This window comes from Aeromonas sp. R6-1 (genome assembly GCF_040908165.1).
Lineage (GTDB): Bacteria > Pseudomonadota > Gammaproteobacteria > Enterobacterales > Aeromonadaceae > Aeromonas > Aeromonas caviae.
This window is the reverse complement of sequence record NZ_JBFODF010000021.1, coordinates 91,706-115,275: the sequence shown is the minus strand read 5'-3', so window position 1 is coordinate 115,275 and position 23,570 is coordinate 91,706. Positions and strand designations below refer to the sequence as shown.

Genomic DNA, 23,570 nt, shown 5'->3' with positions numbered 1-23,570 from the left:
CTTATAATACTTCACCCTTTCGGCTAACACTATGGCTTTGTGACATGAGTCTCGATATCGACAAGATCATTCTTCACTCCCTGCGGGCGGGCAACGATGGCCAGCCCCACGCCGATACCCGCAGCCAGACCCTGCCTGCCGACGAGGCGGTACAAGGGCTGATGGCGGAGCTGCATCGCATCTACAACGGCAAGGGGGGAAAGGGCTTTGGCTTCTTCGCCGATCCCGAGGCCGCCGTCGCCGAGCTGGCGGAGGGGGAAGACGCCCCCAAGCAGCCTTCCCCCGCCTTTCGCATCGCCCTGGAGCAGCTGCTGGCGGAGCAGACCGAGTTCGTCCCCTTTTCCGTCAACCTGACCCAGATGCTGGTCAAGCAGCTGGTGGAGCATGCCCTGGACGAGCAGGGGGTGTTGCTGATTGCCAAGTACAACTATGTGGGGGTGGATTACCTGATGATCGCCCTGCTGGAAGGCAAGGAGAGCGTCACCGTGAGCGAGGCGCTGGAGCTGCGCCACATCCAGTATCTGGATATCGGCAAACTCAATCTGGTGGCCCGCATCGATCTGACCGAATGGAAAACCCAGGGGGATTCGCGTCGTTATATCACCTTCAGCAAGGGCCGGGTCGGTCGCAAGCTGGGGGATTTCTTCATGGATCTGCTGGGGGCCCGGGAGGGCATGGATGCCAAGATCCAGAACAAGGGGTTGCTGCAGGCGGTGGACGATTACTGCGACAGCCGCCAACTCGAACCGGCCGAGCGCAATGACTACAAGAAGCAGGTCTTCAAATATTGCACTGAGCAGGCCAGCGCCGGCGAAGAGATCGAGATCAAGGAGCTGTCGGCGGAATTGCCCGGTGATGGGGACCTCGATTTTTACAGCTTCATCGGTCAGGAGTACGAGCTGGAGGAGCGCTTCCCGGCGGACCGTTCCACCCTGCGGGGCTTGACCAAGTTTGTGGGCTCCGGTGGCGGCCTGACTCTGAGCTTCGAGCAGAAGCTGCTCAACAGCCGGGTCTTTTACGATCCCCAGACCGACACCCTGACCATCAGGGGAGTCCCGCCCAATCTCAAGGATCAATTGCTGCGCCAGTCGTAATGTGATCCAGCCGTCATTTCTTGCAAAAAGGCACCGGAGTCCGCTCCGGTGCCTTTTTATTTAAGGGGGTGATGTAGATGGAAACCACCTCAGTACTTTTGTTAACACATTGAACAAAATATCGGGAATGAAAGGGTTTTCAGTGGGGTGAAATCCCTTTCAATGACGTAAATTAATTTCCTTTCTGTAATTTAATTTCCATATCTTGGCAAAAATATGGGGATATCCCTTCCTAAGTCGCTGAAATAAGAAAATGTTTTCATAACTTTCTGGAAGAAAATACGTAATTGCATTTCAAAAATGCGAGGCGTGTCATGTGAGGCATTGACTGCTTGGGATAATATTCATCTGCACACAATGCTCTTACAGCGCGGAACTAATACAAGGAAAGGCTCATGAAAAAGAAATTGCTGTCATCCCTGATCGGTCTGGCTACCCTGGGCGTGGCCTGCTCTGCCACTGCTGCCATTGATGAAGGTCAGCTGACCATCTGGATCAACGGTGACAAGGGCTACAACGGCCTGGCCGAAGTCGGCAAGAAGTTTGAAGCCGAAACCGGCATCAAGGTCACCGTCGCCCACCCGGATCAGGTTGAAGTCAAATTCCAGCAAGCCGCCGCCACCGGCAACGGCCCGGACATCTTCTTCTGGGCTCACGACCGTTACGGTGAGTGGGTCAAGTCCGGTCTGCTGGTTCCCGTGACCCCGAATGCCGCCACCAAGGCCAAGTTCGAGCAATTCGCCTGGGATGCCATGACCGTCGATGGCAAGACCTATGGCTACCCGGTCGCGGTAGAAGCCGTCAGCCTGATTTACAACAAGGATCTGTTGCCCAACCCGCCGAAGACCTTCGAAGAGATCGCCAAGATCGACGAAGACCTGAAGAAAAATGGCAAGCGCGCCATCATGTGGGCCTATGACACCCCCTACTTCAGCTACCCCCTGGTGGCTGCCAACGGTGGTTATGCCTTCAAGAAGACCGCCACCGGCTATGACGTCAAAGACACCGGCGTGAACAACGCAGGTGCCAAGGCCGGCGTCGGCTACATCTCCGAGATGATCAAATCCGGTCACCTGGAGAAGGGCATCGACTACGGTGTGATGGACGCCAAGTTCAACAAGGGCGAAGTGGCCATGATGATCAACGGTCCCTGGGCCTGGAGCAACCTGGACAAGAGCGGCATCAAGTATGGCGTAGCTCAGCTGCCGACCCTGAAAGGCAAGCCGGCCAAGGCCTTCGTTGGCGTACTGGGTGCCACCATCAACGCCGCCAGCCCGAACAAGGATCTGGCCATCGAGTTCCTCGAGAACTACCTGCTGACCGATGCCGGTCTGGCGCCGATGAACGCCGACAAGCCGCTGGGTGCCGTGGCCCTGAAGTCCTTCCAGAAGACCCTGGAAGCCGACCCCAACATCAAGGCCACCATGCTGAACGCCCAGAACGGCGAACCGATGCCGTCCGTGCCCGAGATGAGCCGTTTCTGGTCCTCCTTCGAAACCGCCCTCAAGAACGTCACCTCTGGCCGTCAGGGTGTTGACGAAGCCCTGGATACCGCTGCCAAGCGTATCGTCCAGTAAGCATGCACTACCCGGGAGGCCTTCGGGCCTCCCACTCTCTCAATCTCTCTTGGCGCAATAAAGGTTAATTGGCATGGAAGTAGTACCTTCTATCGAATCCTATGCCGGTCCGAAGAAAGACAAGTACGTCTGGCTGAAATGGACCATGGCGGCACTGATCGCAGTGCTTAATGGTTATGCGGCCGTGATGATGTATGCCAGCGGCGAGTGGGTATTTGCCCTGCTCGATCTGGTGGTCGTATCCGTCGGTCTCTATGTCTTCATGAACAAGAAGACCTATGCCCACCGTTATATTTTCCCCGGTGTGGCAGGCATGGTTGTTTTTATCATCTTCCCTCTTGCCTACACGATCGGCATCGCCTTCACCAACTATTCGGGATCCAACTTGCTCTCCCTTGAGCAGGCACGGGATTACCATCTGAAAAAAACCTACAAGGTGACCGGCGGTGAATTCGATTTCACCCTCCTGGGTGGTGAGAACAATCAGTTTCAGCTGCTGCTGAAACAGGACGACCAATCCTTTATCAGTCAACCCCTTACCTTGCTGAACAACAAGGCGCGTACCCTGGCCGTCCGTGAAGGACGGGTCCGTGACGAGCCCCAGGTTGTTCAGTTGCAGCCTCTGGACGGGGCCACGGTCGGCGAGGCGGCACCCATTCGTGCCATCGTCGATCACCGCACCCACCTGAGTGCCCTGGATGTGGTACTGCCGGAAGGCAATATCCATCTGACCCTGAGCAGCCTGCGCAAGTTCGCCGCCCAGAAACAGCTCTATACCCAGCTGGTCGACGGCGCCGTGCTCAAGTCCGGCGTCATGATCAAGGACAGCAACCTGCTGCGTGACAACCAGAGCGGCGAGCTGATGCTGCCCAACGGTGACACCGGCTTCTACCAGTACATCGATGCGGAAGGTCACTTCGTCGGCAAGGGCGTTGCCCCCGGTTTCGTGGTGAGCGTGGGTTGGAAAAACTTCATGCGCATCATGACGGACCCGGGTATCCAGAGTCCCTTCATGCAGATCTTCGTCTGGACCGTGATCTTCTCCGCCTGTTCGGTGGCGTTCACCCTGGCGATCGGCATGGTGCTGGCGTGTCTGGTGCAGTGGGAGCAGCTCAGGGGGCGTGGTTTCTACCGGGTCATGCTGATCCTGCCCTATGCGATACCGGCGTTCATCTCCATCCTGGTGTTCAAAGGCTTGTTCAACCAGAACTTCGGTGAAATCAACCTGTTCCTGGAAGCGGCCTTCGGCATCAAGCCGGACTGGTACACCAATCCCTTCCTGGCCAAGGTGATGATCCTCATCGTCAACACCTGGCTCGGTTACCCCTACATGATGATCCTCTGCATGGGCCTGCTCAAGGCCATTCCGGAAGATCTCTACGAGGCGTCTGCCATGGATGGGGCGGGGCCGGTACAGAACTTCTTCAAGATCACCGTACCGCTCTTGATGAAGCCGCTGACACCGCTGTTGATTGCATCCTTTGCCTTCAACTTCAACAACTTCGTGCTTATCCAGTTGTTGACGAACGGGGCGCCGGACATCATCGGGGCCACCACGCCGGCCGGGACCACCGACTTGCTGGTGAGCTACACCTACCGGATCGCGTTCCAGGGCTCGGGTGGTCAGGACTACGGTCTGGCCAGTGCCATCGCCACCGCCATCTTCCTCATCGTGGGTGCGCTGGCCTTGCTCAACCTGAAATTGTCCAAAGCCGACAAGCAACTGTAAGGAGGCTTCAACATGGCAATCGTACAACCCAAATCAGTCAAATATCGGGTGTGGGCAACCCACCTGGTGATGTGGGGCTTCCTGGCACTGATCATCTTCCCGCTGATCATGGTCATCGCCATCTCGTTCCGTAACGGCAACTTCTCGGTGGGGGAGATCATCCCCACCAATCCGACCCTGGATCACTGGAAGCTGGCGCTCGGCATGTCCATCACCAACGCCGACGGCAGCATCACGCCGCCGCCGTTCCCGGTGCTGACCTGGCTGTGGAACTCCATCAAGGTGGCGGGCATTACCGCCCTGATGATAGTGGTGCTCTCCACCACCTGTGCCTACGCCTTCGCCCGTCTGCGGTTCCGTGGCAAGTCCACCATCCTGCAGGGCATGCTGATCTTCCAGATGTTCCCGGCGGTGCTGGCACTGGTGGCCATCTACGCGCTCTTCAACAAGATCGGTGACTACATCCCCTGGCTGGGTCTCAACACCCACGGCGGCCTGATCCTGGCCTACATGGGGGGCATCGCCCTGCACGTCTGGACCATCAAGGGCTACTTCGAGACCATCGACTCTTCCCTGGAGGAGGCGGCGGCCATCGATGGCGCTACTCCGTGGCAGGCGTTCCGCCTGATCCTGCTGCCCCTGTCGGTGCCCATTCTGGCGGTGGTGTTCATCCTGGCCTTCATCGGCTCCATCACCGAGGTGCCCATGGCCTCCATCCTGTTGCAGGATGTGAACAATCTGACCCTGGCGGTCGGGGCCCAGCAGTACCTCTATCCGCAGAACTACCTGTGGGGTGACTTCGCCGCAGCCGCCGTGCTGTCAGGCTTCCCCATCACGGTCGTCTTCCTGCTCGCCCAGCGCTGGCTGGTGGGCGGTCTGACCGCAGGCGGCGTGAAAGGTTAACGGTTCATGGCCGGGGGAGCTGGCTCCCCCCGTCATCACGATTTGCAAAGATTCAAGAGCGGAGCTCGACATGGCTGAAGTAGTACTCAACAACGTTCGCAAAAATTACGACCCGGCTGTCCACAAGGACACCCTGCGCAGCATCAACCTCGACATCAAGGAAGGGGAGTTCATCGTCTTCGTCGGCCCGTCCGGCTGCGGCAAGTCCACCCTGCTTCGGATGATCGCGGGTCTGGAAGACATCACCAGCGGCGAGCTGACCATCGGCGGGCGCTACATGAACGACGTGCCACCGGTGGAGCGCAACGTCGGCATGGTGTTCCAGTCCTACGCCCTCTACCCGCACATGAACATCTACGAGAACATGGCTTTTGGCCTCAAGCTCAAGAAGATGGACAAGGAGAACATCCACAAGCGGGTGATGCGCGCCGCCGAGATCCTGGGTCTCGAGCCGCTGCTGGACCGCAAGCCCAAGGCCCTTTCTGGCGGTCAGCGTCAGCGGGTGGCCATCGGCCGCTCCATCGTGCAGCAGCCGCAGGTGTTCCTGTTTGACGAACCGCTGTCGAACCTCGACGCCGCTCTGCGGGTCAAGATGCGCATCGAGATCGCCAAGCTGCACAAGGAGCTCAACTCCACCATCATCTACGTGACCCACGACCAGGTGGAGGCCATGACGCTGGCCAACCGCATCGTGGTGCTGAGCCCGCTCAAGGGCGAGGCGGCCACCAACCTGGAGCAGTTCGGCACCCCCCTCGAGCTCTACCACAACCCGGACAACAAGTTCGTGGCAGGCTTCATCGGCTCCCCCAAGATGAACTTCCTGGCGGGCGAGCTGGTGGAGATCGGCGAGCAGGAGTGCTTGGTCAAGCTCACCTCCGGCGATACCGTGCGTGCCCGGGTGGATGCCCGTCGCGGCGCGGTGGGCGACAAGGTGGAGCTGGGCATTCGCCCCGAGCACCTGGTGCCGCTGGGTCATGCCCATGCCGACAGCCGCGTGAGCGGCGTGGTGCAGGTTGCCGAACACCTGGGGGCCGAGTCCTTCGTCTACATGGACGTGGATGGTCATGACTTCACCGTCAAGGCGAGCTCCGACATCGACGTGGCCACCGGCCAGGAGTACAGCGTCGGCATCCCGGCCGAAGCCTGCTACCTGTTCGATGCCAAAGAGCAGGCGTTCCCGCGCACGGCCAAATATATCCGCGCCTGAGAGGGCGAGAGTGCCAGGTTTTCCTTTCTATACGTTCAATGCCTTTTGCCGGTCGCAAGACCGGCTTTTTATTGCTCGTCATCCGAAGCCCGGGCCCGGCCAGCAGGGGCGGCTGGCCGGGGCCGTCACTGCCCGTGCTTGTCTGACTCGAGGGCGGCGGTGACGTCCGGCACGAAGTGCTGGCTGGTGAGCGGAGGGCGCTCATACCCTTCGGTCTTGATGGGAGGCAGGGTGATGGGCTCGTAGTGGATCGCCTCGTAGGGCACCTTGCCAAGGAGGTGGGAGATGCAGTTGAGGCGGGCGCGGCGCTTGTCGTCTGCGTCCACCACGAACCAGGGGCAATCCTCGGTATCCGTGTAGGTGAACATGTCATCCTTGGCGCGGGAATACTCGACCCAGCGGGAACGGGATTGCAGATCCATGGGGCTGAATTTCCAGCGCTTGATGGGGGTGTTGATGCGCTCCTTGAAGCGTTTCTCCTGCTCTTCGTCGCTGACCGAGAACCAGTATTTGATGAGGGTGATGCCGGAGCGGATCAGCATCCGCTCGAATTCGGGGCAGGCGCGCAGGAATTCGCGATACTCGTCGTCGCTGCAAAAGCCCATCACCCGTTCGACCCCGGCCCGGTTGTACCAGGAGCGATCAAACAGCACCATCTCGCCCGCCGAGGGCAGGTGCGCCACGTAGCGCTGGAAGTACCACTGGGTACGCTCCCGATCCGAGGGGGCGGGCAGGGCGGTGACCCGGCAGACCCGGGGGTTGAGGGGTTCGGTGATCGCCTTGATGACGCCCCCCTTGCCCGCGGCGTCGCGCCCCTCGAACAGCACCACCACTTTGAGCCCCTCCTGCTTGACCCACTCCTGCAACTTGACCAGCTCCTCCTGCAGGTGGGCCAGGTGATGTTCGTAGGTCTTCTTGTCCAGACGGGGGCGTTTCTTGCTCTTTTCCTTGGCCATCATCCTCTCCTTGGTGACTCCTCGATGTGAGTCTCTCCAGACTGCACCAGGCGGGCACCCCTGCCAAGGGTGGCGTGTTACACTGCCGCCTCATCAGCCGCTGGCAACAGAAAAACAGGAAAGCCAGTTTCATCGCCGCTGGCAACAGGAGAAAACATGAAGCAGTTTATGGAGATAGCGGGCCGCCGCATGGCCTATCTGGACGAGGGGCAGGGTCCGGCACTGCTCTTTGGCCACAGCTACCTGTGGGACAGTGCCATGTGGGCACCGCAAATCGAGGCCCTCAAGGAGCAGTATCGCTGCATCGTGCCCGAGCTTTGGGGGCACGGGGATTCCGATGTGCTGCCCGAGGGGCCCTGCACCCTGGCGACCCTGGCCCGGGATCACCTGGCGCTGCTCGATGCCCTCGGCATCGACGAGTGCGTGCTGGTGGGGCTCTCCATCGGTGGCATGTGGGGCGTGGAGCTGGCGCGCATGGCGCCTGCTCGCCTCAAGGGCCTGGTGCTGATGGACAGCTTCGTCGGCCTTGAACCCCAGATCACCTGCGAGCGCTATCTCGGCATGCTGGCGATGATCGAACAGGTCGGCGCTGTGCCTGCGCCCATCGTCGATCAGGTGGCGCCGCTCTTCTTCGCCCATCAACCGGACGCGGCCCTGATGGCCGGTTTCAAGGCCCGGCTGGCCCAATGGCCCGCCGACAAGGTGGCGAGCCTGGTGGCGGTGGGGCGCAGCTTCGTGACCCGGGAGGACCGCATCGACTGGCTCGAAGAGATGAGGCTGCCCGCACTGGTGATGACGGGGTGCGAGGACAAGGTTCGCCCTGTGCTGGAGGGGTATCTGATGGCCGAGGTGCTGGGGTGCCCGTTCAGGGAGATCCCGGGGGCCGGTCACATCTCGACCTTGGAGAACCCCGCGTTCATCAACCGGGCGCTCGCCGAATTTCTCGCCGAAGTGGCAGGGTGACGCTGCGCCGGATAGCCGTAAAAAAGGAGCCATGGGCTCCTTTTTTGTTGTCGAGCCCGGATGGGGCTACCAGATGTAGCCCACCCCGAAGCCTGCATAGAGTTCTCCCTGATGCTGGACGATGGGGCTGTCCGCGATGTCGTCGTCGTAGCGCTCGTAGTTGATGCCAAAGCCGCCAATCCAGTTGGCGCTGAAGCGATAGCTGCCGATGAGGGAGACCATGGGGGAGAGGGTGGTGCCCGTGTTCCACGCCGGCCTGTCCGCCCTCGCTTCGTCTTGCGAGACACCGCCGAAGTAGTAGTTGGCGAGGTTGTGGCTGCGCAGCATGACGCCGGCTCCCGGCATCAGCAGCAGGGGACCGCGGATGATGGGGAAGTTGGCCCACAGCATCAGCTCCTGACCGTTGCTGGTGCCGGTCACATCCGTGGTGGCCCGCACGCTCCAGAGGGCGTAGGGAGTGATGAGATCGGCCCCGAACCCCGCTTCGAACTGCCCCTTGCGCTTCTCCATGCCATGGAGGAAGGGATCGTCGTCCGGGTCCAGGTTGCCAAAGCGCATCCGGCCGAAGGCATAGGTCGAGAGGTTGCCATCCCGGCTCAGGTAGTAGCGGGCCCGATCCCCCAGATACATCAGGTTGTCACCAAAATAGAGGGCCCCCGGGATGGGCATCAGGGTGTCGTCCTGGTGCTGGTAACGGGCCTGACCGCCGATGACGGCCCCGCCCAGCACCAACCCCTTGGGAATGGGGCTGTCGGGGCTGTCGCTGGAGAAGGTGCTGAGGGCCCCGATGTCGAGGTCTGCCCGGACGGGTGAGCAGAGCAGCAGTGCCAGAAAGGCACCCAGAGAGGCATGGCGCAGGGCAGGGAGTGGGGACATGATAGATCCTTGTCGGTGGGTAGGCAGTGGTAACGAACCAGACCAGCGTAGCAAGTCAAACGGATGTCGGCTTTCAATTAAACCCGACAAGGCAAGCATGAGCCAGCGTCACGGAGGTGCTGCTGATGGCCGGTATCTGGAAGGGGCGAGACCCGGCCTCGCCCCTTGCCAGGGTCAGGGGGCGGGGCGGGGGAGATCTTCCCGCTTGGGCCAGGCGTTGAGCACCGCTTTGACCAGGGTGGCGAGGGGAATGGCGAAGAAGACACCCCAAAAGCCCCACAGACCGCCAAACACCAGCACGGCGATGATGATGGCCACCGGGTGCAGGTTGACCGCCTCGGAGAAGAGCAGGGGGACCAGCAGGTTGCCGTCGAGGGCCTGGATCACGAGATAGGCCACCATCAGCCAGGCGAAGTCGGGGGTCAGCCCCCACTGGAACAGGGCCACCATGGCCACCGGCACGGTCACGGCGGCGGCGCCGATATAGGGGATGAGCACGGAGAAGCCCACCGCGACCGCCAGCAGGGCGGAGTAGCGCAATCCCATCAGGGCGAAGGGCACATAGGTGGCGATGCCGACGATGACGATCTCGATCACTTTGCCGCGGATGTAGTTGATGATCTGGTCGTTCATCTCCACCCAGACCCGGTTCACCAGGGTGCGGTTGCGGGGCAGGAAGCGGCGCAGGCCCCCCATCAGCACCTGTTTGTCCTTGAGCATGAAGAAGACCATCAGGGGCACCAGGATGGCGTAGATGAGGATGGCCACCACGTTGATGAGGGAGCTCAAAGAGGCGCTCACCAGTTGTTCACCGCCGGTCAGGATGCGCTGGCGAATGTTGTCGATGATGGTCTCCACCAGGCTGACGTCGATGATCTCGGGGTATTTTTCCGGCAGGGTGCGGACATAGTCCTGGGCATGGGCCAGCATGGCGGGCGCCTCCTTGGCCAGGTTGACCCCCTGGCTCACCAGTGTCGGGATGAGGCCCAGCAGCATCAGGGTCGTTACCGTGATGAACAGCAGCAGGACCAGGCTGGTGGCGACGGTGCGAGAAAGGCCGCCTCGTTGCAGGCGACTCACCGGCCACTCCAGCAGATAGGCCATCACCAGGGCCACCAGCAGCGGTGCCAGCAGATCCCCAAACAGCCAGAGCACGGCAAAGCAGAAGACCAGCAGCAGGAAGAGGGTGACGGCATCGGGGTCGGAAAAACGGGTCTGATACCAGCGCTTCAATACATCTAACATCGAGGCTTCCTTGAATGGCGGCTCACGGGGTGGGTGGCATGGGCTCGGGGGCGAGCAGGGCGTCCCGGGGGGGACAGGCAACGACGAGCAGCAGGGAGAGGCGGGCAGCTGACTCTTCCCGGGTCTGGACATGGTGACCCTGACGGCGCAGATAGGCGGGAATGTCCTGCCGGGAGCCTGCATCACCGAGCTGGATGCACACGGATTGACCGGGCCGGGCCTGGCGCAACCAGAGCTTGAGCCGGATGAGGGGCTCGGGACAACGCCAGGGGGTCAGGTCGAGCTGTTCCATGAGAACTCCATCGCGTGCGTGGCGGTCATTATGGCCGTGATGAGAGGATGAAACAACGCTTGTGGGCCTTGAATGGCAAGGGTATTCTGCCGATGCCCGCTGGGGTCTGATTGGAGATAGAGATAACGTGGCACGTTTTTCCCCCCTGATAGCATCGCTTCCCCTGTTGGTCACCCTGATGGGGGCGACCTTCCACGCCCAGGGGAGCAACCAGTTGCCCGACATCGGTACCGCCGGGGTCGCCGCACTGCCCATCGAGCAGGAGGTGCGCTACGGCAACGCCTTCATGCGTTTTGCCCGGGCGGGCCTGCCCATCATCGATGACCCCGTGCTCAACGAATACATCGACGATCTGGGCCAGCGGCTGCTAACCAATGCCGACGGGGTGCGCTTCCCGTTCACCTTCTTCCTCATCAACGATCCCAGCATCAACGCGGCGGCCTTCCTCGGTGGCCGGGTCAAGGTGCACACCGGCCTCTTCCTCTACGCCGAGAGCGAGAGCGAGCTGGCCTCGGTACTGGCCCACGAAATCACCCACGTGACCCAGCGTCACATCGCCCGTTACATGGAGGCACAGGCGAGCAGCTCCGCCATGACCCTGGCCGGCCTGGTGGGCTCCATTGCACTCGCGGTGATCAACCCCACCGCCGGCATCGCGGCCTTGCAGACCACGCTTGGTTTGTCGATGCAGTCGGCCATCAACTACACCCGGGACAACGAATACGAGGCGGATCGCATCGGCATGAAGACGCTGTATGACGCCGGGTTCGATCCCATGGGCATGGCCAACTTCTTCCAGAAGCTGGCGGCGGAGTACCGCTATGCCAGCAAGCCGCCGGAGATGCTGCTGACTCACCCCCTGCCGGAGACCCGGATCAGCGAAGCCCGTGCCCGGGCCGGGAGCTATGGCGCGCGCGCCCTGCCGCCGAGCCTGGACTTCTGGCTGGCCAAGGTGCGCATCCAGGTGCGCTATGGCACCGAGACGCCCCAGGCGCTGCTCACCTACTTCGACAGCCGCCTGCAGAAGGGGGATTACCCCCTCAAGGATGCCGCCATCTATGGCAAGGCGCTGGCCCTGTTGCAGCTCAAGCGCACCGACGAGGCTGACACCCTGATGCAGGAGCTGGCGACCCGTCACCCGGAGGATCTCTTCGTGGTGGATGCCCTGACCGACATCGATCTCGCCAAGGGGCGCAGCGCCCAGGCCATCGCCAGACTGGAGCGCTTCCGCACCCGGATGCCGGACAACGAGGTGGTGGTGGTGAACCTCGGCAACGCCTATCTGGAGGGGGGCAACTACAAGAAGTCCATCGCCATCCTGGACCCTTATGCCCGGGAGCACGACGAGAACAGCCTGGCCTGGAGCCTGCTGTCGGACGCCTACCGCAAGGCGGGCAGAATGACGGACCTGCACATGGCGCGGGCGGAGACCCTTTCCCTGCGCGGGGACTATCAGGCGGCCATCGACGAACTGATCGTGGCGCGGGGCACCACCAGCGACAAGCTGACCCTGGCCCGCATCGAGGCGCGCATCACCCAGCTGGAGCGGGCCAAGAAGGATCTGGACAGCCTCAAGGGCTGAGTCCGGAGCGGGTTGATGGCAGGCGGGGTGCTCCTTTGGGGGCACCCCGCCTTGTTTTGCAGGCTAAAATAGGGCCTTTCATCGGTTTCAACGCATCTTGATGATGAAGAAATGAGAGTGATGGATGGCTCTGCTATGGGGCGCTCGCCACGCGGCGTTTTATCTCGCTTATCTTCTGCTCGTCCAGCTCCCCCACCAGGGTCTCCAGCAGCGTGCCCCTGGCATCGAGCAGATAACTGGTGGGCAGCGCCCCGGGCCTTGGGAACGGGAGGCGGGCGTCGTCATCCGGGATCATCAGGGGAACCCTGATGGCGTGGCGCCGTGCCAGCTCGGTCAGTTCGGCGGGGGAGGCGGGGTCATAGTTGATGGCGATCACCCGGATCCGGCCTTCCTGGTGCAATGTTGCCAGCAAGGGTATCTCCCGCAGGCAGGGGGCGCACCAGGGGGCGAAGTAGTTGACCAGCAGCGGCTTGCCACCGAGATCCGCGAGGCTGACCTTCTTTCCCGCGCCGTCGGTGAAGTCGGGTGCCGGGCTGCAGGCCCCCAGCAGGGTTGCCACAATCAGCCAACAGATCCGTTTCATTTCCATAGCCTTCCCGCTTACCCTGACCATCCGTTTCCCCTACAATAGCGCCATTTCTTGTCCCATCTTGCGATTAGTCAGGGAGTTATCATGAGCGAGACCCAAATCTACCACAATCCGCGCTGCTCCAAGAGCCGTGAAACCCTGGCCTTGCTGGAACAGCACGGGGTCGCCCCCGAGGTGGTGCTCTATCTGGAGCAGGCCCCGAGCGAGGCACAGATCCGCACCCTCCTGAGTCAGCTTGGCTTCACGGATCCCCGACAGCTGATGCGCACCAAGGAAGATCTCTACAAGGAGCTGGGGCTCGGCGAGGCGAGCGGCGATGACCTCATTCGTGCCATGCACGAGCACCCCAAGCTCATCGAGCGCCCCATCGTCATCAAGAACGGGCAGGCCCGCATCGGCCGTCCGCCCGAGCAGGTGCTGGAGATCCTCAAGTGAGCACCCGCTTCGCTCGCCTGCTGACCCTGGCCGGTTTTTTCGGCCTGCTGGGTTGGGTCATCCTCTGGCATCTGTGGCTCTCGCCTCACCCGGACCTCAATCCCTGGCTGTTGCCGGTGATCTGGACGGTGCCGCTGCTCTTCCCCCTCAAGGGCATAGTGCAGGGCAATCCCTACACCCACGCCTGGGGCAATTTCGTGCTGATGCCCTACTTCCTGCACGCCCTGACCCTGATCACCACGGATGAGGGGGAGCGGTGGCTGGCGGTGGTGGAGCTGGTGCTCACCACCCTGGCGTTTGTGGGCACCATCTATTATGCCCGCCTGCGCGGCCGCGAGCTGGGGCTGAGTATCCGCAAGAAGGAAGGCTGAGCCCCTCCCTGTCCGCCTGCTGGCGGGCAGGGTATGTGTCTGAAACCGACGCAAGCCAGCGAATGGCATCTTGCGGTATCGCCCCGAAGTGACTTGCTTATCTCTTTGATTAATTTATGAATATTGATCGCTGATTGGCAGGGAAGTACCTCTGTTGACAGATCTGCCACCTGGTTTGCCAGCCTCAGTCAGCCCCTGTTATGCAAAAAGGGGTATGCTTGTGTTTTCACCAGACTCGAGTGATCCATATGACAATCCTGCGTTCCCCCCTGTTGCACAAGACCCTGCTGGCCCTGACCGTCTCCCTCTCCGTCAGCTCCCTCGCCGATGCCTGTACCCGCGCCGTCTATCAGGGGGAGGGAGCGCTGGTGGTGACCGGTCGTACCATGGACTGGCGCAGCGCCATGCCGACCAATCTCTGGGCGCTGCCCCGTGGCATCGCGCGGGAAGGGGAGGCCGGTGCGCACTCCATGACGTGGACGTCGCGTTACGGCTCCGTGGTGGCGGCAGGCTTCGATGCGGGCACCGCCGACGGCATGAACGAGAAGGGGCTGGTGGCCAACCTCCTCTATCTGACCGAGTCCGAGTATGTGACCCCGAGCGACAAGGATCCGCGCAAGACTCTCTCCATCTCGCTCTGGGCCCAGTACGCGCTGGACAACTTCGCCACCGTGGCTGAGGCGGTCGCCGCCCTGTCGAAGGACGAGTTCTATGTGGTGACCACCCTGACCCCGGATGGCAAGCCGGGCCAGCTGCACCTCTCCCTCTCCGATGCGAGCGGCGATTCCGCCATCTTCCAGTACGTGGGAGGCAAGCTGCAGATCTACCACGACCGCAGCTATCAGGTGATGACCAACTCGCCGACCTTTGACAAGCAACTGGCCCTCAACGACTACTGGGAGGAGATTGGCGGTCTCACCATGCTGCCCGGCACCAACCGCTCGGCGGACCGTTTTGCCCGCGCCTCCTTCTACATCAAGACCCTGCCAAAGACCGACCAGGCCAACGAGGCGGTGGCCGGGGTGATGAGCGTGATGCGCAACGTCTCGGTGCCCATGGGGATCAGCACCCCGGATCAGCCCAACATCTCCACCACCCTGTGGCGCAGCGTGGCAGATCAGCAGCATCGCCGCTATTTCTTCGAGCTGACCCATCTGCCCAACACCTTCTGGGTGAGCATGGACAAGCTGGATCTCACCGCGGGGGCCCCGGTACGCAAGTTGCCCCTGACCGAGCAGCAGCTCTATGCGGGGGAGACGGCGGAGAAATTCGTCCCGGCCAAGGCGTTTCGCTTCCTGCCGGCCAGCCCCAAGGCCTGAGCGTTCCGTTGATGACAACGCCCCGCTCGGGGCGTTTTTTATGGTGGGGATGAGGTGGCAGTGCGGTGGGCGGCGATCTGCGCCTCGCAAAAGCGCATCAGCTCCGGGTAGAAGTGCAGGAAGGCGTGCTCGGCCTCGGTCCAGCGAGCCTGATCCAGGGCGTGGAGCGCCTCCCCGAGCGGCACGGGGCGGCGCAGCCGACGACCGATGCCGTTGAGGGCCGCCCCCACCCCTTCCCGGTACTGGTAGGAGGCCAGCCAGTCCTGCTCGGCCATGCGCCGCAGGGCCATCGGCAGGCCCTGTGGCAGGCTGTGATGATCCAGGAGAAGTTGACCATAGCTCTGCGCCAGAAAGCGGGGCAGGGGGGCTGCGTTGAACCTCTGCCAGTGCTGGCTGAGCCAGTGATCGTAGAGCATGTCCACCACAATGCCCCCGAAGCGGCGCCAGGGGGGGGCGAAGCTCGCCACGGCGGCCCGATGGGCCGGGTGGGCATCGGTGAAGGCGTCTATCTTGCGGTGCAGCCAGATCCCCTCGTCGAAGCGGTCAGCCAGACCCGTCGGCAGCGGGCCCTTGATGAAGTCCCCCAGCAGGTTGCCGGTGAGGGAGCTGCCGGTATGGGCCGCCAGATGGAGATGGGCGAGAAAATTCATGGAATGGGGCTCGCGTGCCTGGGCGTGAACGGGTGATCCGAGCCTAACGAATCGTGGCCGGATTGACCATGGGCAGAATGTTTCATCCCCAAGTCCCCTTGCCGGGCAAATTTGAGGCGTGGTAAGGTGCTTGCCATCTTTGTCACAGGACGCGACAAATCACCATGATGCGCAAAGCCAGAGGCTTCTTTCTGGCCTTCTATTTCAAGCCTTTCTATCTCTCCGAGTGGTTCGACGAATAGGTCGAGGCCCCGGAGCAGTTCATTGACGCCCATGGCGGCGTAATCCCGCTCATCTGCAATTTGCCGTTTGTTGGCCATCGCTTGCCTCTGCCTGCGATGCCTTGACCGCGCCTGTGCGCTTTTTATGTAATGGAGTACTCACGATGAAGACCACACTGACCCTGTCAGCCCTTGTTGCTGCCTGTCTGCTCGCCGCCCCCGTCACCGCCAAGGAGTGGAAGACGGTACGCTTTGGCGTGGAGGGGGCCTATCCCCCCTTCTCATGGACCGATGCGTCCGGAGAGATCAAGGGATTTGACATCGATCTTGCCAACGCCCTGTGCCAGCAGATGGCCGTCAGGTGCGAACTGGTGGCCCAGGATTGGGACGGCATGATCCCGGCCCTGCTGTCGCGCAAGTACGACGCCATCATCGCTGCCATGTCGATCACCGACGAGCGGCGCAAGAAGGTCGACTTCACCGAGAAATATGCCCACATTCCCAACCGCTTCGTGGCGGCCAGGGGCACCGAACTGACGCTGACGCCGGAAGGGATGGCGGGCAAGCGCATCGGCGTGCAGCGGGCCACCACCCACGACAAGTACCTGACCGACAACTTCGGCTCCAGCGTCACCATAGTGCGTTACGGCAGTGCCGATGAAGCCTACCTCGACCTGAAGGCGGGACGGGTGCAGGCCCTGCTGGCCGACGCCTCGGCCATCGAACAGGGGTTGCTTGGCAAGGAAGGGGGCGACAAGTACGACTATGTGGGGCCGGCCCTGACCGACCGTCAATGGTTTGGCGACGGCATGGGGATCGCGGTGCGCAAGGGGGATCAGGATCTCAGGGCCAGGCTGAACGACGCCATCAAAGCCCTGCGCGCCAACGGCAAGTATCAGGAGATCAACCGGAAGTACTTCAAGTACGATATCTATGGCGGTTGATGGGTAACAGTCGGAGGGAGCCTGCTCCCTCCTTTTTCATGCAGCAAGGAGAGATCCCATGTTGACCCTGATCGAGGGTGCGCAGATCCATAGTCCGGCCCCGCTCGGCCAGCAGGATCTGCTGGTGGCGGATGGCCGCATCGCCTGGATGGGCAAGGGACTGACGGTTCCGGCCGACTGGCCACTGACGCGGGTGGACGCTGGCGGCCGCTATCTGGTGCCCGGACTGGTGGACCCGCTCGCCCATATCACCGGAGGCGGCGGCGAGGGAGGCTTCGGCTTTCGCACGCCGGAGCTCTCGGCAAGGGAAGCTCTGGCTGCGGGGGTTACCACGCTCGTGGCGGCCCTCGGCACCGACAGCCTGACCCGCAGCCCGGCCCAGGTGCTGGGGAAGGTGCGCGAGTTTCGCGCCGCCGGGGTGAGCGCCTTCATGTACACCGGCTCCTACCACCTGCCGGTCAAGACCCTCACCGGCACGGTGGAGTCGGACATCATGCTGATCCCCGAGGTGCTGGGGGTGGGGGAGGTGGCGATCAGCGATCACAGGTCCAGCGCCCCCACCCACGACGAGCTGGCGCGGCTGGCGAGCGAGGCGCGGGTGGCCGGGCTGTTGTCGGGCAAAAGTGGCGTCAGCTTCTTTCACCTGGGGGATGGCCGGGGGGCGCTGGCGCCCCTGCGGGCGTTGCGAGACGGCACCGACATCCCGCTTCGCCAGCTCTACCCCACCCACTGCAACCGCAATCCCTGGCTCTTTGCCGAGGCCATCGAGTGGGGTCGGGCAGGTGGCTGGGTCGACCTCACCACGTCGAGCTTCCCGGATCTGCTGGATGATGGGGAGCGGCTCGCGGCCGACGCCCTGGTGGCGTTGCTGGCGGCCGGCGTGCCCGTGGATCGCATCAGCTTCAGCTCGGACGCCAACGCCAGTCTGCCGCGCTTTGACGGTGAGGGGCGTCTCATCGAGCTGCGCTGCGGCCTGATAGGGAGCCTGTGGCAGGAGGTGGTGGCGGCCTGCGGCAAGGGGGTGGCGCTGGAGACGGCACTGGCGGTAGTGACGGCCAATCCGGCCAGGGCGCTGGGGCTTGCGAGCAAGGGTACTCTGGGGGTAGGGCAGGATGCGGATCTGCTGCTGATCGATCCTGATACGTTCGCCATCGAGCGGGTGATGAGTGGGGGCCGGTGGCGCACCTGAATACCGGCGTCTGTCATCCAGCCCGCTCAGTTCATCAACAAAAAGCCCGGCAGCAGTGCCGGGCTTTGTCGTGCCATGGGGTTCAGATGGCCAGGAACCCCAGGATCAGAATGGGGCCGAGCAGACTCAGGATAAAGCCGGAGACGATGGCCACCGGCACCACCTGGATGCCGCCGGATTTCTGGATGACAGGCAGGGTGAAGTCCAGCGCCGTGGCGCCGCCGTAGCCGATGGCGGCGCTGGGGTGGCGGCGCATCAGCACCGGGATGATGAGGATGGCGATAAGCTCGCGCCCCAGATCGTTGATGAAGGCGGCGGAGCCCAGCACCGGGCCCAGCTTGTCCGCTACCAGGATGCCGGAGAGCGAATACCAGCCAAAACTGGAGCTCATCGCGAGGCCATGGGCAAAGGGCATGCCGAGCAGCTGGGCGGCCAGCAGGCTGCCGAGCCAGCTGCTGAGGATGACGGTGAGCGCGATCTTCATGCCCCAGGGATTGAGCAGGATCTGGCGCAGGTGCATGCCGGAGTTGCGCATCTGGATGCCGATGAGCAAGAGCAGCAGCATCAGGGCCCACTCGCTCAACTTGTCGATGGGCAGGGCGCGCAGGTCCACCACCAGCCCCAGCAAGACGCCCCCCAGCACCACGAAACAGAGCTGGAGGGATTCCCACAACAGGTGCAGCTTGCTCGGCATCTTGCCGTCACTGGCCTCGTGGGTGGGGGGGCTGCGCTTGTCCAGCCACCACAGGGCCAGCAGGTTGCAGAGGGTAATGGCTGCGAGCATCACCCCTGCCACCTTGAAGATCACTGCCAGGTTGCTGCCCAGGTTCTCCACATAGGCCAGCCCCAGACCCATCAGGAACAGGATGAGGTAGACCATCTTGCCCAGGGACTGGTTGACCAGTTTGATCAGACGGGCGGAAGAGAGGGGAACCAGATAGCCGATCACGAGCGGCAGCAGGATCAGCAACACATTGAGCAACATCGGGGCCTCGATCACAAAACGTGGAAAAACGGCACCTTATCACGACTTGTTGCACCTGTGTCACGGATCTGTGCGTCAGCATGGCCCATACGGGACTTTTTTATCATATTGTTGTGTTTTTTGATGACAGTCGGCTCTGTACGCAAACGGGGAAAGAGGGCCACATCACCTGAAAAATCAATTTCATCCCCATGAAATGACGAGAGAAGGGGAATCTGCCCGGGTGAATAAAGTCCTTTGGGGTGACATCTGGCGGATATGGTGAAATATGCTTGCTACCAGTGCGCTGCGGGTATAAAAGAGCGGTAGGGAAGGTGCGACAAAAAATGGATTTTATGCAGACAAAGTGCTGAAAAATACTCAATAGGCCAATAAAAATACAGATAAAACACCAAATACCTCGGTTCTGTATTGTTTTTTCACTACCTCAATGATATTTTCGCTGAAGGTTGCCATCGGTTAACGTTTTGTTAAATGGACGATGGTGGAGTCACGCCGAAGCGGCGTCTAGGGACAGACAAGGTTGTAATGGATGAGCGACGTTGCCGCACTGGAAGTTCGTGATCTGCACAAGTATTTTGGCACCCACGAAGTGCTCAAGGGCATCGATATGACGGCCCACAAGGGGGATGTGATCTCCCTCATCGGCTCCTCGGGTTCGGGGAAGTCGACCTTTCTACGCTGTATCAATCTGCTTGAAACCCCCTCATCGGGTAGCGTCTCTCTCCACGGGGAGCTGATCCGGATGAAAACCAGCCGTTCCGGCGAACGCCTGCCGGAAGACATGCGCCAGGTGGAGCGTATCCGCAGCCGGTTGGCCATGGTGTTTCAAAGCTTCAATCTCTGGTCCCACATGACCATCATGCAGAACATCATCGAAGTGCCCATCCAGGTGCTCAAGGTGCCCCGTGCCGAGGCCATCGCCAAGGCGGAGCATCTGCTCAACCGGGTGGGGCTGTGGGAGCGTCGCGACTATTATCCCGGTCACCTCTCCGGCGGTCAGCAGCAGCGGGCCGCCATCGCCCGGGCGCTGGCGGTGGAGCCCGAGGTGATGCTGTTTGACGAGCCTACCTCGGCCCTCGACCCTGAACTGGTGGGGGAGGTCCTTGGCCTGATGCGCGAGCTGGCGGAAGAGGGGCGTACCATGATGGTGGTGACCCACGAGATGTCCTTCGCCCGCGACGTGTCGAACAAGGTGATGTTCCTGCACCAGGGGCGCGTGGAGGAGGAGGGCAATCCCAAGGAGATCTTCGCCCATCCCAAGTCGGAGCGATTCAAGCAATTCATCTCGTCCATCTATTGATGGACGGGATTCAATTTCAACCATCCGTACTTTCAACGATCGACGTGTTTATCAAGGAGAGATACATGAACAAGCTGATGCTGGCGACTGCCGTGATGACGGCCCTGTGTTCCGGTAGCCTGATGGCCAAGGAGTGGAAAGAGGTGCGGATCGGGGTGGAAGGGGCCTATCCCCCCTTCTCCTGGACCGAGCCGAGCGGCGAGGTGAAAGGCTTCGACATCGACATCGCCAACGCCCTGTGCGAAGAGATGAAGGTGAAGTGCACCCTGATCAAGCAGGACTGGGACGGCATCATTCCGGCGCTGCTGTCGCGCAAGTATGACGCCATCATCGCCACCATGGACATCACCGAAGAGCGCAAGAAGAAGGTGGACTTCACCCAGAAGTACCAGCACATCCCGGCGCGCTTCGCCGCCAAGAAAGGGACAGAGATCCAGCTCGACAAGGCCTTCATGGACGGCAAGACCATCGCCGTGCAGCGTGCCACCTCCATGGATACCTACATCACCGACAACTTCCCCAATGCCACCATCAAGCGCTACGGCACTGCGGATGAAGCCTACCTCGATCTGAAATCCGGCCGTGTCGATTACGTGATGGCCGACTCCGCCGCCATCAGCGACGGCCTGCTGAAGAAGGAAGGGGGCGATGCCTTCGAGTTCATCGGCCCGAAACTGACCGATCCCAAGTGGTTTGGCGAGGGTGCCGGCATCGCGGTGCGCAAGGCTGACAAGGATCTGAAAGAGAAATTCAATGCTGCCATCCTGGCCCTGCGTGCCAATGGCAAGTACAAGGAAATCAACGACAAGTACTTCGACTTCGACGTGTACGGCGAGTAAGCCGACGTCAGGCGAACAACGACAGGTTGATCCCGTCAGTAGTCATCGGGCCCGTTGCCTTCCGCTGGGAGTGACGGGCCCGATTGCGATGGAGCTGCATTGCATATGTTTGATTTGAAAGGATACGAAACCTCTCTGCTGGAGGGGGCCTGGATCACCCTGGAGGTGGCGCTCGCCTCCCTGCTGCTGGCCCTGGTGCTCGGCATGCTGGGGGCCCTGGCCAAGCTCTCTCCCTACAAGTGGGCGCGCGGCATCGCGGCGGCCTACACCACCGTCATTCGCGGCATCCCGGATCTGGTGCTGATGATGCTGCTCTTCTTCGGCGGCCAGGTGCTCATCAACGGGATCTGCACCTGGGTCAACGAGGCCTACAACAACCACCTGCTGGCGAGCAACCCGAACCAGGAGTGGGTCTCCTTGCTGCCCGATTACATCGACATCAGCCCGTTTGCGGCCGGGGTCGCCACCATCGGCTTCATCTTCGGCGCCTACATGACCGAGACCTTCCGCGGCGCCATCCTGGCGGTGGACAAGGGGGAGCTCGAGGCGGCCCGAGCCTTCGGCATGCGGGCAAGCCAGGTCTTTGTGCGGATCCTCTTTCCCCAGATGATGCGCCACGCCCTGCCCGGGTTTGGCAACAACTGGCTGGTGCTGCTGAAAACCACGGCCCTGGTCTCCATCATCGGGCTCGATGACATGGTGCGAAAGGCGTCGCTCGCGGCGGGCTCGACCCAGCAGCCTTTCACCTTCTACATGGCGGTGGCGCTGATCTTCCTGGTCTTCACCGCAGTCTCTACCTCGGCGCTCAAGTGGGCCGAGCGTCACTACGCCATCAAGACGAGGTAAGCCATGGATTTCTCGATCATTCTCAAGGAGTGGCCCACCTACTGGGAGGGGCTCTATACCACCATCTGGCTGGTGGCCGCCTCGCTCATGCTGGGGCTCATGCTGGCAGTGCCCATGGGCATACTGCGCAACAGCCGCAACTGGTTGATAAAGGGGCCAATCTGGGCCTATATCTACTTCTTCCGTGGCACCCCGCTCCTGGTGCAGCTTTTCATCATCTACTACGGCGCTGCCCAGTGGGAGTGGCTCAAGAACAGTGCGGCCTGGTCCCTCTTCTCGGAAGCCTGGTTCTGTGCCCTGCTGGCGTTCACTCTCAACACCGGTGCCTACACCGCCGAGATAGTGCGTGGCGCCGTGATGAACATGCCCAAGGGGCAGATAGAAGCGGCAAGCGCCTTCGGCATGACCCGCTGGCAGACCCTCACCCGCATCATCCTGCCCAACTCGTTTCGCCGTGCGCTGCCGGCCTACAGCAACGAGGTGATCTTCATGCTGCAGGGGTCGGCGGTGGCGGGCATCATCACCATCGTCGATCTGACGGGGGCGGCGCGGATCATCAACTCCCGCTACTACAGCCCGTTCGAGGCATTCCTGACCGCAGGTCTGCTCTACATGCTGCTCACCTTCGTCATCGTCTGGTTGTTCAAGAAGTGGGAAGCCCGCTGGCATGCCCACCTGCGCCCGCGCAGCGTCTGACTGCCCGCAGAGAAAAAGCCCGCAACTGCGGGCTTTTTTTATGGACCACGGGCAGGCTCAGCGCCCCAGGTACTCCCTGTCGAAGAAGGTGTTGACCCAGTGGGGGCGATAGACGGCGAGCAGGGTCATGGTCATGCCGTTGAGGAGCGCCTCGGGGAAGAGCAGCAGCGGCCAGATGGAGAGGTAGTCGGCGCTGATGGTGTGCCAGGAGTAGGTGCCGCTCACCCCCATCAGCAAGGCGCTGGCGATCACCTTGGCCGAGATGCTCAGCGCCCCCCCGAGAAATGCTGCCACGAACAGATAGACGAAGAGGTGGCGAGGCAGCCAGGCCCAGCTCCCCAGAAACAGCAGCCAGCTGGTGGCCACCGGCAGGGCAACGCCGATGAGGGCTTGCCAGCCAATGTCGGCCAGGGGGATGACCCCGAAGTAAGCGAGGATCAGCAGGGTGAGGCAGGGGGCAAGCAGGGCGAGGCGCCAGCCCAGCAACAGGGTCAGGCTGGTGAGGCCGAGAAAGTGGATCTCGAGCCCCTCGTGCAACCCGGCCCGCAAGGTCCACAGCGGTACCAGCACGATGGCGCCGCCGAGGCAAAGATGCTGATAGAGCGGGTGGGCGCCAAGGGTGCGCAGCAGGGAGGCGTTCAGACTGAAGGCGAGCAGCACCAGCCAGAGCAGGAGGGCGGCAACTTGTCCTTCACTCATGAGCGGTTCCCCCGGATGCGGCTGTCGGTGATGGCGCCGTGGCGAACGCCAGCGCAATGA

At 61.8% G+C, this 23,570-nt stretch carries 25 protein-coding genes; 16 read left to right on the top strand and 9 right to left on the bottom strand.

Going from position 1 to position 23,570, the window contains the following annotated elements; genetic code table 11:
* The first annotated feature begins 44 nt into the window (after positions 1-44).
* The 5 genes from yejK (at position 45) to AB5Y68_RS05065 (ending at position 6,510) form a co-directional block, all read left to right on the top strand.
* Positions 45-1,094, top strand: coding sequence for a nucleoid-associated protein YejK (gene yejK / locus AB5Y68_RS05085; protein ID WP_039038628.1), 1,050 nt, complete (start codon positions 45-47; stop codon positions 1,092-1,094).
* 395 nt (positions 1,095-1,489) lie between these two features.
* Positions 1,490-2,671 carry a maltose/maltodextrin ABC transporter substrate-binding protein MalE gene (malE, locus tag AB5Y68_RS05080; RefSeq protein WP_010674249.1) on the top strand — a complete coding sequence of 394 codons (1,182 nt, stop codon included), beginning with the start codon at positions 1,490-1,492 and terminating at the stop codon, positions 2,669-2,671.
* A 73-nt stretch (positions 2,672-2,744) separates the two neighbouring features.
* A complete protein-coding gene (gene malF / locus AB5Y68_RS05075) occupies positions 2,745-4,400 on the top strand; it encodes a maltose ABC transporter permease MalF (RefSeq protein WP_041215465.1) in 1,656 nt (551 codons plus the stop codon).
* 12 nt (positions 4,401-4,412) lie between these two features.
* Positions 4,413-5,303, top strand: a complete 891-nt coding sequence (gene malG, locus AB5Y68_RS05070) for a maltose ABC transporter permease MalG (protein ID WP_010674251.1) — start codon at positions 4,413-4,415, stop codon at positions 5,301-5,303.
* Between the two features lie 70 nt (positions 5,304-5,373).
* The gene (locus tag AB5Y68_RS05065) at positions 5,374-6,510 is read left to right on the top strand and encodes an ABC transporter ATP-binding protein (protein ID WP_039038631.1); all 1,137 of its coding nucleotides are present in this window, start codon (positions 5,374-5,376) and stop codon (positions 6,508-6,510) included.
* A gap of 125 nt (positions 6,511-6,635) precedes the next feature.
* Here AB5Y68_RS05065 and ppk2 read toward each other — a convergent pair whose 3' ends face one another.
* The gene (ppk2, locus tag AB5Y68_RS05060; protein ID WP_010674253.1) at positions 6,636-7,466 is read right to left on the bottom strand and encodes a polyphosphate kinase 2; all 831 of its coding nucleotides are present in this window, start codon (positions 7,464-7,466) and stop codon (positions 6,636-6,638) included.
* 156 nt (positions 7,467-7,622) lie between these two features.
* Here ppk2 and AB5Y68_RS05055 point away from each other — a divergent pair, with 156 nt between their 5' ends.
* Positions 7,623-8,429 carry an alpha/beta fold hydrolase gene (locus tag AB5Y68_RS05055; RefSeq protein WP_039038632.1) on the top strand — a complete coding sequence of 269 codons (807 nt, stop codon included), beginning with the start codon at positions 7,623-7,625 and terminating at the stop codon, positions 8,427-8,429.
* A 66-nt stretch (positions 8,430-8,495) separates the two neighbouring features.
* Here AB5Y68_RS05055 and AB5Y68_RS05050 read toward each other — a convergent pair whose 3' ends face one another.
* The 3 genes from AB5Y68_RS05050 to AB5Y68_RS05040 all read right to left on the bottom strand — a co-directional run bounded on the left by AB5Y68_RS05050 (position 8,496) and on the right by AB5Y68_RS05040 (position 10,842).
* Entirely contained in the window at positions 8,496-9,305 is an 810-nt protein-coding gene (locus AB5Y68_RS05050) for a MipA/OmpV family protein (protein ID WP_039038633.1), read from the bottom strand.
* A 174-nt stretch (positions 9,306-9,479) separates the two neighbouring features.
* Positions 9,480-10,550, bottom strand: a complete 1,071-nt coding sequence (locus AB5Y68_RS05045) for an AI-2E family transporter (RefSeq protein WP_039038634.1) — start codon at positions 10,548-10,550, stop codon at positions 9,480-9,482.
* 22 nt (positions 10,551-10,572) lie between these two features.
* Entirely contained in the window at positions 10,573-10,842 is a 270-nt protein-coding gene (locus AB5Y68_RS05040; RefSeq protein WP_039038635.1) for a sulfurtransferase TusA family protein, read from the bottom strand.
* 127 nt (positions 10,843-10,969) lie between these two features.
* Between AB5Y68_RS05040 and AB5Y68_RS05035 the strand changes: the two genes are divergently transcribed.
* Positions 10,970-12,424, top strand: a complete 1,455-nt coding sequence (locus AB5Y68_RS05035) for a M48 family metalloprotease (RefSeq protein ID WP_223918331.1) — start codon at positions 10,970-10,972, stop codon at positions 12,422-12,424.
* Between the two features lie 133 nt (positions 12,425-12,557).
* Here the strand turns inward: AB5Y68_RS05035 and AB5Y68_RS05030 are convergent, their stop codons facing one another.
* Complete coding sequence (locus AB5Y68_RS05030; RefSeq protein WP_039038636.1) at positions 12,558-13,037, bottom strand: TlpA disulfide reductase family protein; 480 nt, start codon at positions 13,035-13,037, stop codon at positions 12,558-12,560.
* Positions 13,038-13,097: 60 nt separating this feature from the next.
* On the opposite strand from AB5Y68_RS05030, the gene arsC reads away from it, so the two are divergent.
* The 3 genes from arsC to AB5Y68_RS05015 all read left to right on the top strand — a co-directional run bounded on the left by arsC (position 13,098) and on the right by AB5Y68_RS05015 (position 15,138).
* Complete coding sequence (gene arsC, locus AB5Y68_RS05025; RefSeq protein ID WP_039038637.1) at positions 13,098-13,448, top strand: arsenate reductase (glutaredoxin); 351 nt, start codon at positions 13,098-13,100, stop codon at positions 13,446-13,448.
* A complete protein-coding gene (locus AB5Y68_RS05020; protein ID WP_039038638.1) occupies positions 13,445-13,819 on the top strand; it encodes a DUF2069 domain-containing protein in 375 nt (124 codons plus the stop codon). The genes arsC and AB5Y68_RS05020 overlap by 4 nt, the downstream gene beginning before the upstream one ends.
* A 248-nt stretch (positions 13,820-14,067) precedes the next feature.
* The gene (locus AB5Y68_RS05015) at positions 14,068-15,138 is read left to right on the top strand and encodes a linear amide C-N hydrolase (protein WP_039038639.1); all 1,071 of its coding nucleotides are present in this window, start codon (positions 14,068-14,070) and stop codon (positions 15,136-15,138) included.
* A 38-nt stretch (positions 15,139-15,176) separates the two neighbouring features.
* Here the strand turns inward: AB5Y68_RS05015 and AB5Y68_RS05010 are convergent, their stop codons facing one another.
* The gene (locus AB5Y68_RS05010; RefSeq protein WP_039038640.1) at positions 15,177-15,788 is read right to left on the bottom strand and encodes an ACP phosphodiesterase; all 612 of its coding nucleotides are present in this window, start codon (positions 15,786-15,788) and stop codon (positions 15,177-15,179) included.
* On the bottom strand, positions 15,785-16,108 hold the full coding sequence (locus AB5Y68_RS05005) for a hypothetical protein (protein ID WP_039038641.1): 324 nt from the start codon (positions 16,106-16,108) through the stop codon (positions 15,785-15,787). The genes AB5Y68_RS05010 and AB5Y68_RS05005 overlap by 4 nt, the downstream gene beginning before the upstream one ends.
* 65 nt (positions 16,109-16,173) lie before the next feature.
* On the opposite strand from AB5Y68_RS05005, the gene AB5Y68_RS05000 reads away from it, so the two are divergent.
* Positions 16,174-16,953 (top strand): ABC transporter substrate-binding protein, encoded by a 780-nt coding sequence (locus tag AB5Y68_RS05000; protein ID WP_039038642.1) that lies wholly within the window; start codon positions 16,174-16,176, stop codon positions 16,951-16,953.
* Positions 16,954-17,011: 58 nt separating this feature from the next.
* Positions 17,012-18,142, top strand: a complete 1,131-nt coding sequence (iadA, locus tag AB5Y68_RS04995; RefSeq protein WP_039038643.1) for a beta-aspartyl-peptidase — start codon at positions 17,012-17,014, stop codon at positions 18,140-18,142.
* A gap of 82 nt (positions 18,143-18,224) precedes the next feature.
* Here the strand turns inward: iadA and AB5Y68_RS04990 are convergent, their stop codons facing one another.
* Positions 18,225-19,127, bottom strand: coding sequence for a lysine exporter LysO family protein (locus tag AB5Y68_RS04990; RefSeq protein ID WP_039038644.1), 903 nt, complete (start codon positions 19,125-19,127; stop codon positions 18,225-18,227).
* Positions 19,128-19,659: 532 nt separating this feature from the next.
* On the opposite strand from AB5Y68_RS04990, the gene AB5Y68_RS04985 reads away from it, so the two are divergent.
* The 4 genes from AB5Y68_RS04985 to AB5Y68_RS04970 all read left to right on the top strand — a co-directional run bounded on the left by AB5Y68_RS04985 (position 19,660) and on the right by AB5Y68_RS04970 (position 22,811).
* Positions 19,660-20,430, top strand: a complete 771-nt coding sequence (locus AB5Y68_RS04985; RefSeq protein ID WP_010674267.1) for an ABC transporter ATP-binding protein — start codon at positions 19,660-19,662, stop codon at positions 20,428-20,430.
* 65 nt (positions 20,431-20,495) lie between these two features.
* Entirely contained in the window at positions 20,496-21,269 is a 774-nt protein-coding gene (locus tag AB5Y68_RS04980; RefSeq protein ID WP_010674268.1) for an ABC transporter substrate-binding protein, read from the top strand.
* Positions 21,270-21,374: 105 nt separating this feature from the next.
* On the top strand, positions 21,375-22,115 hold the full coding sequence (locus AB5Y68_RS04975; protein WP_010674269.1) for an ABC transporter permease: 741 nt from the start codon (positions 21,375-21,377) through the stop codon (positions 22,113-22,115).
* A gap of 3 nt (positions 22,116-22,118) precedes the next feature.
* Positions 22,119-22,811, top strand: coding sequence for an ABC transporter permease (locus tag AB5Y68_RS04970; protein ID WP_010674270.1), 693 nt, complete (start codon positions 22,119-22,121; stop codon positions 22,809-22,811).
* Positions 22,812-22,868: 57 nt separating this feature from the next.
* Here the strand turns inward: AB5Y68_RS04970 and AB5Y68_RS04965 are convergent, their stop codons facing one another.
* Positions 22,869-23,510 (bottom strand): energy-coupling factor ABC transporter permease, encoded by a 642-nt coding sequence (locus tag AB5Y68_RS04965; RefSeq protein WP_039038645.1) that lies wholly within the window; start codon positions 23,508-23,510, stop codon positions 22,869-22,871.
* Between the last annotated feature and the right edge of the window lie 60 nt (positions 23,511-23,570).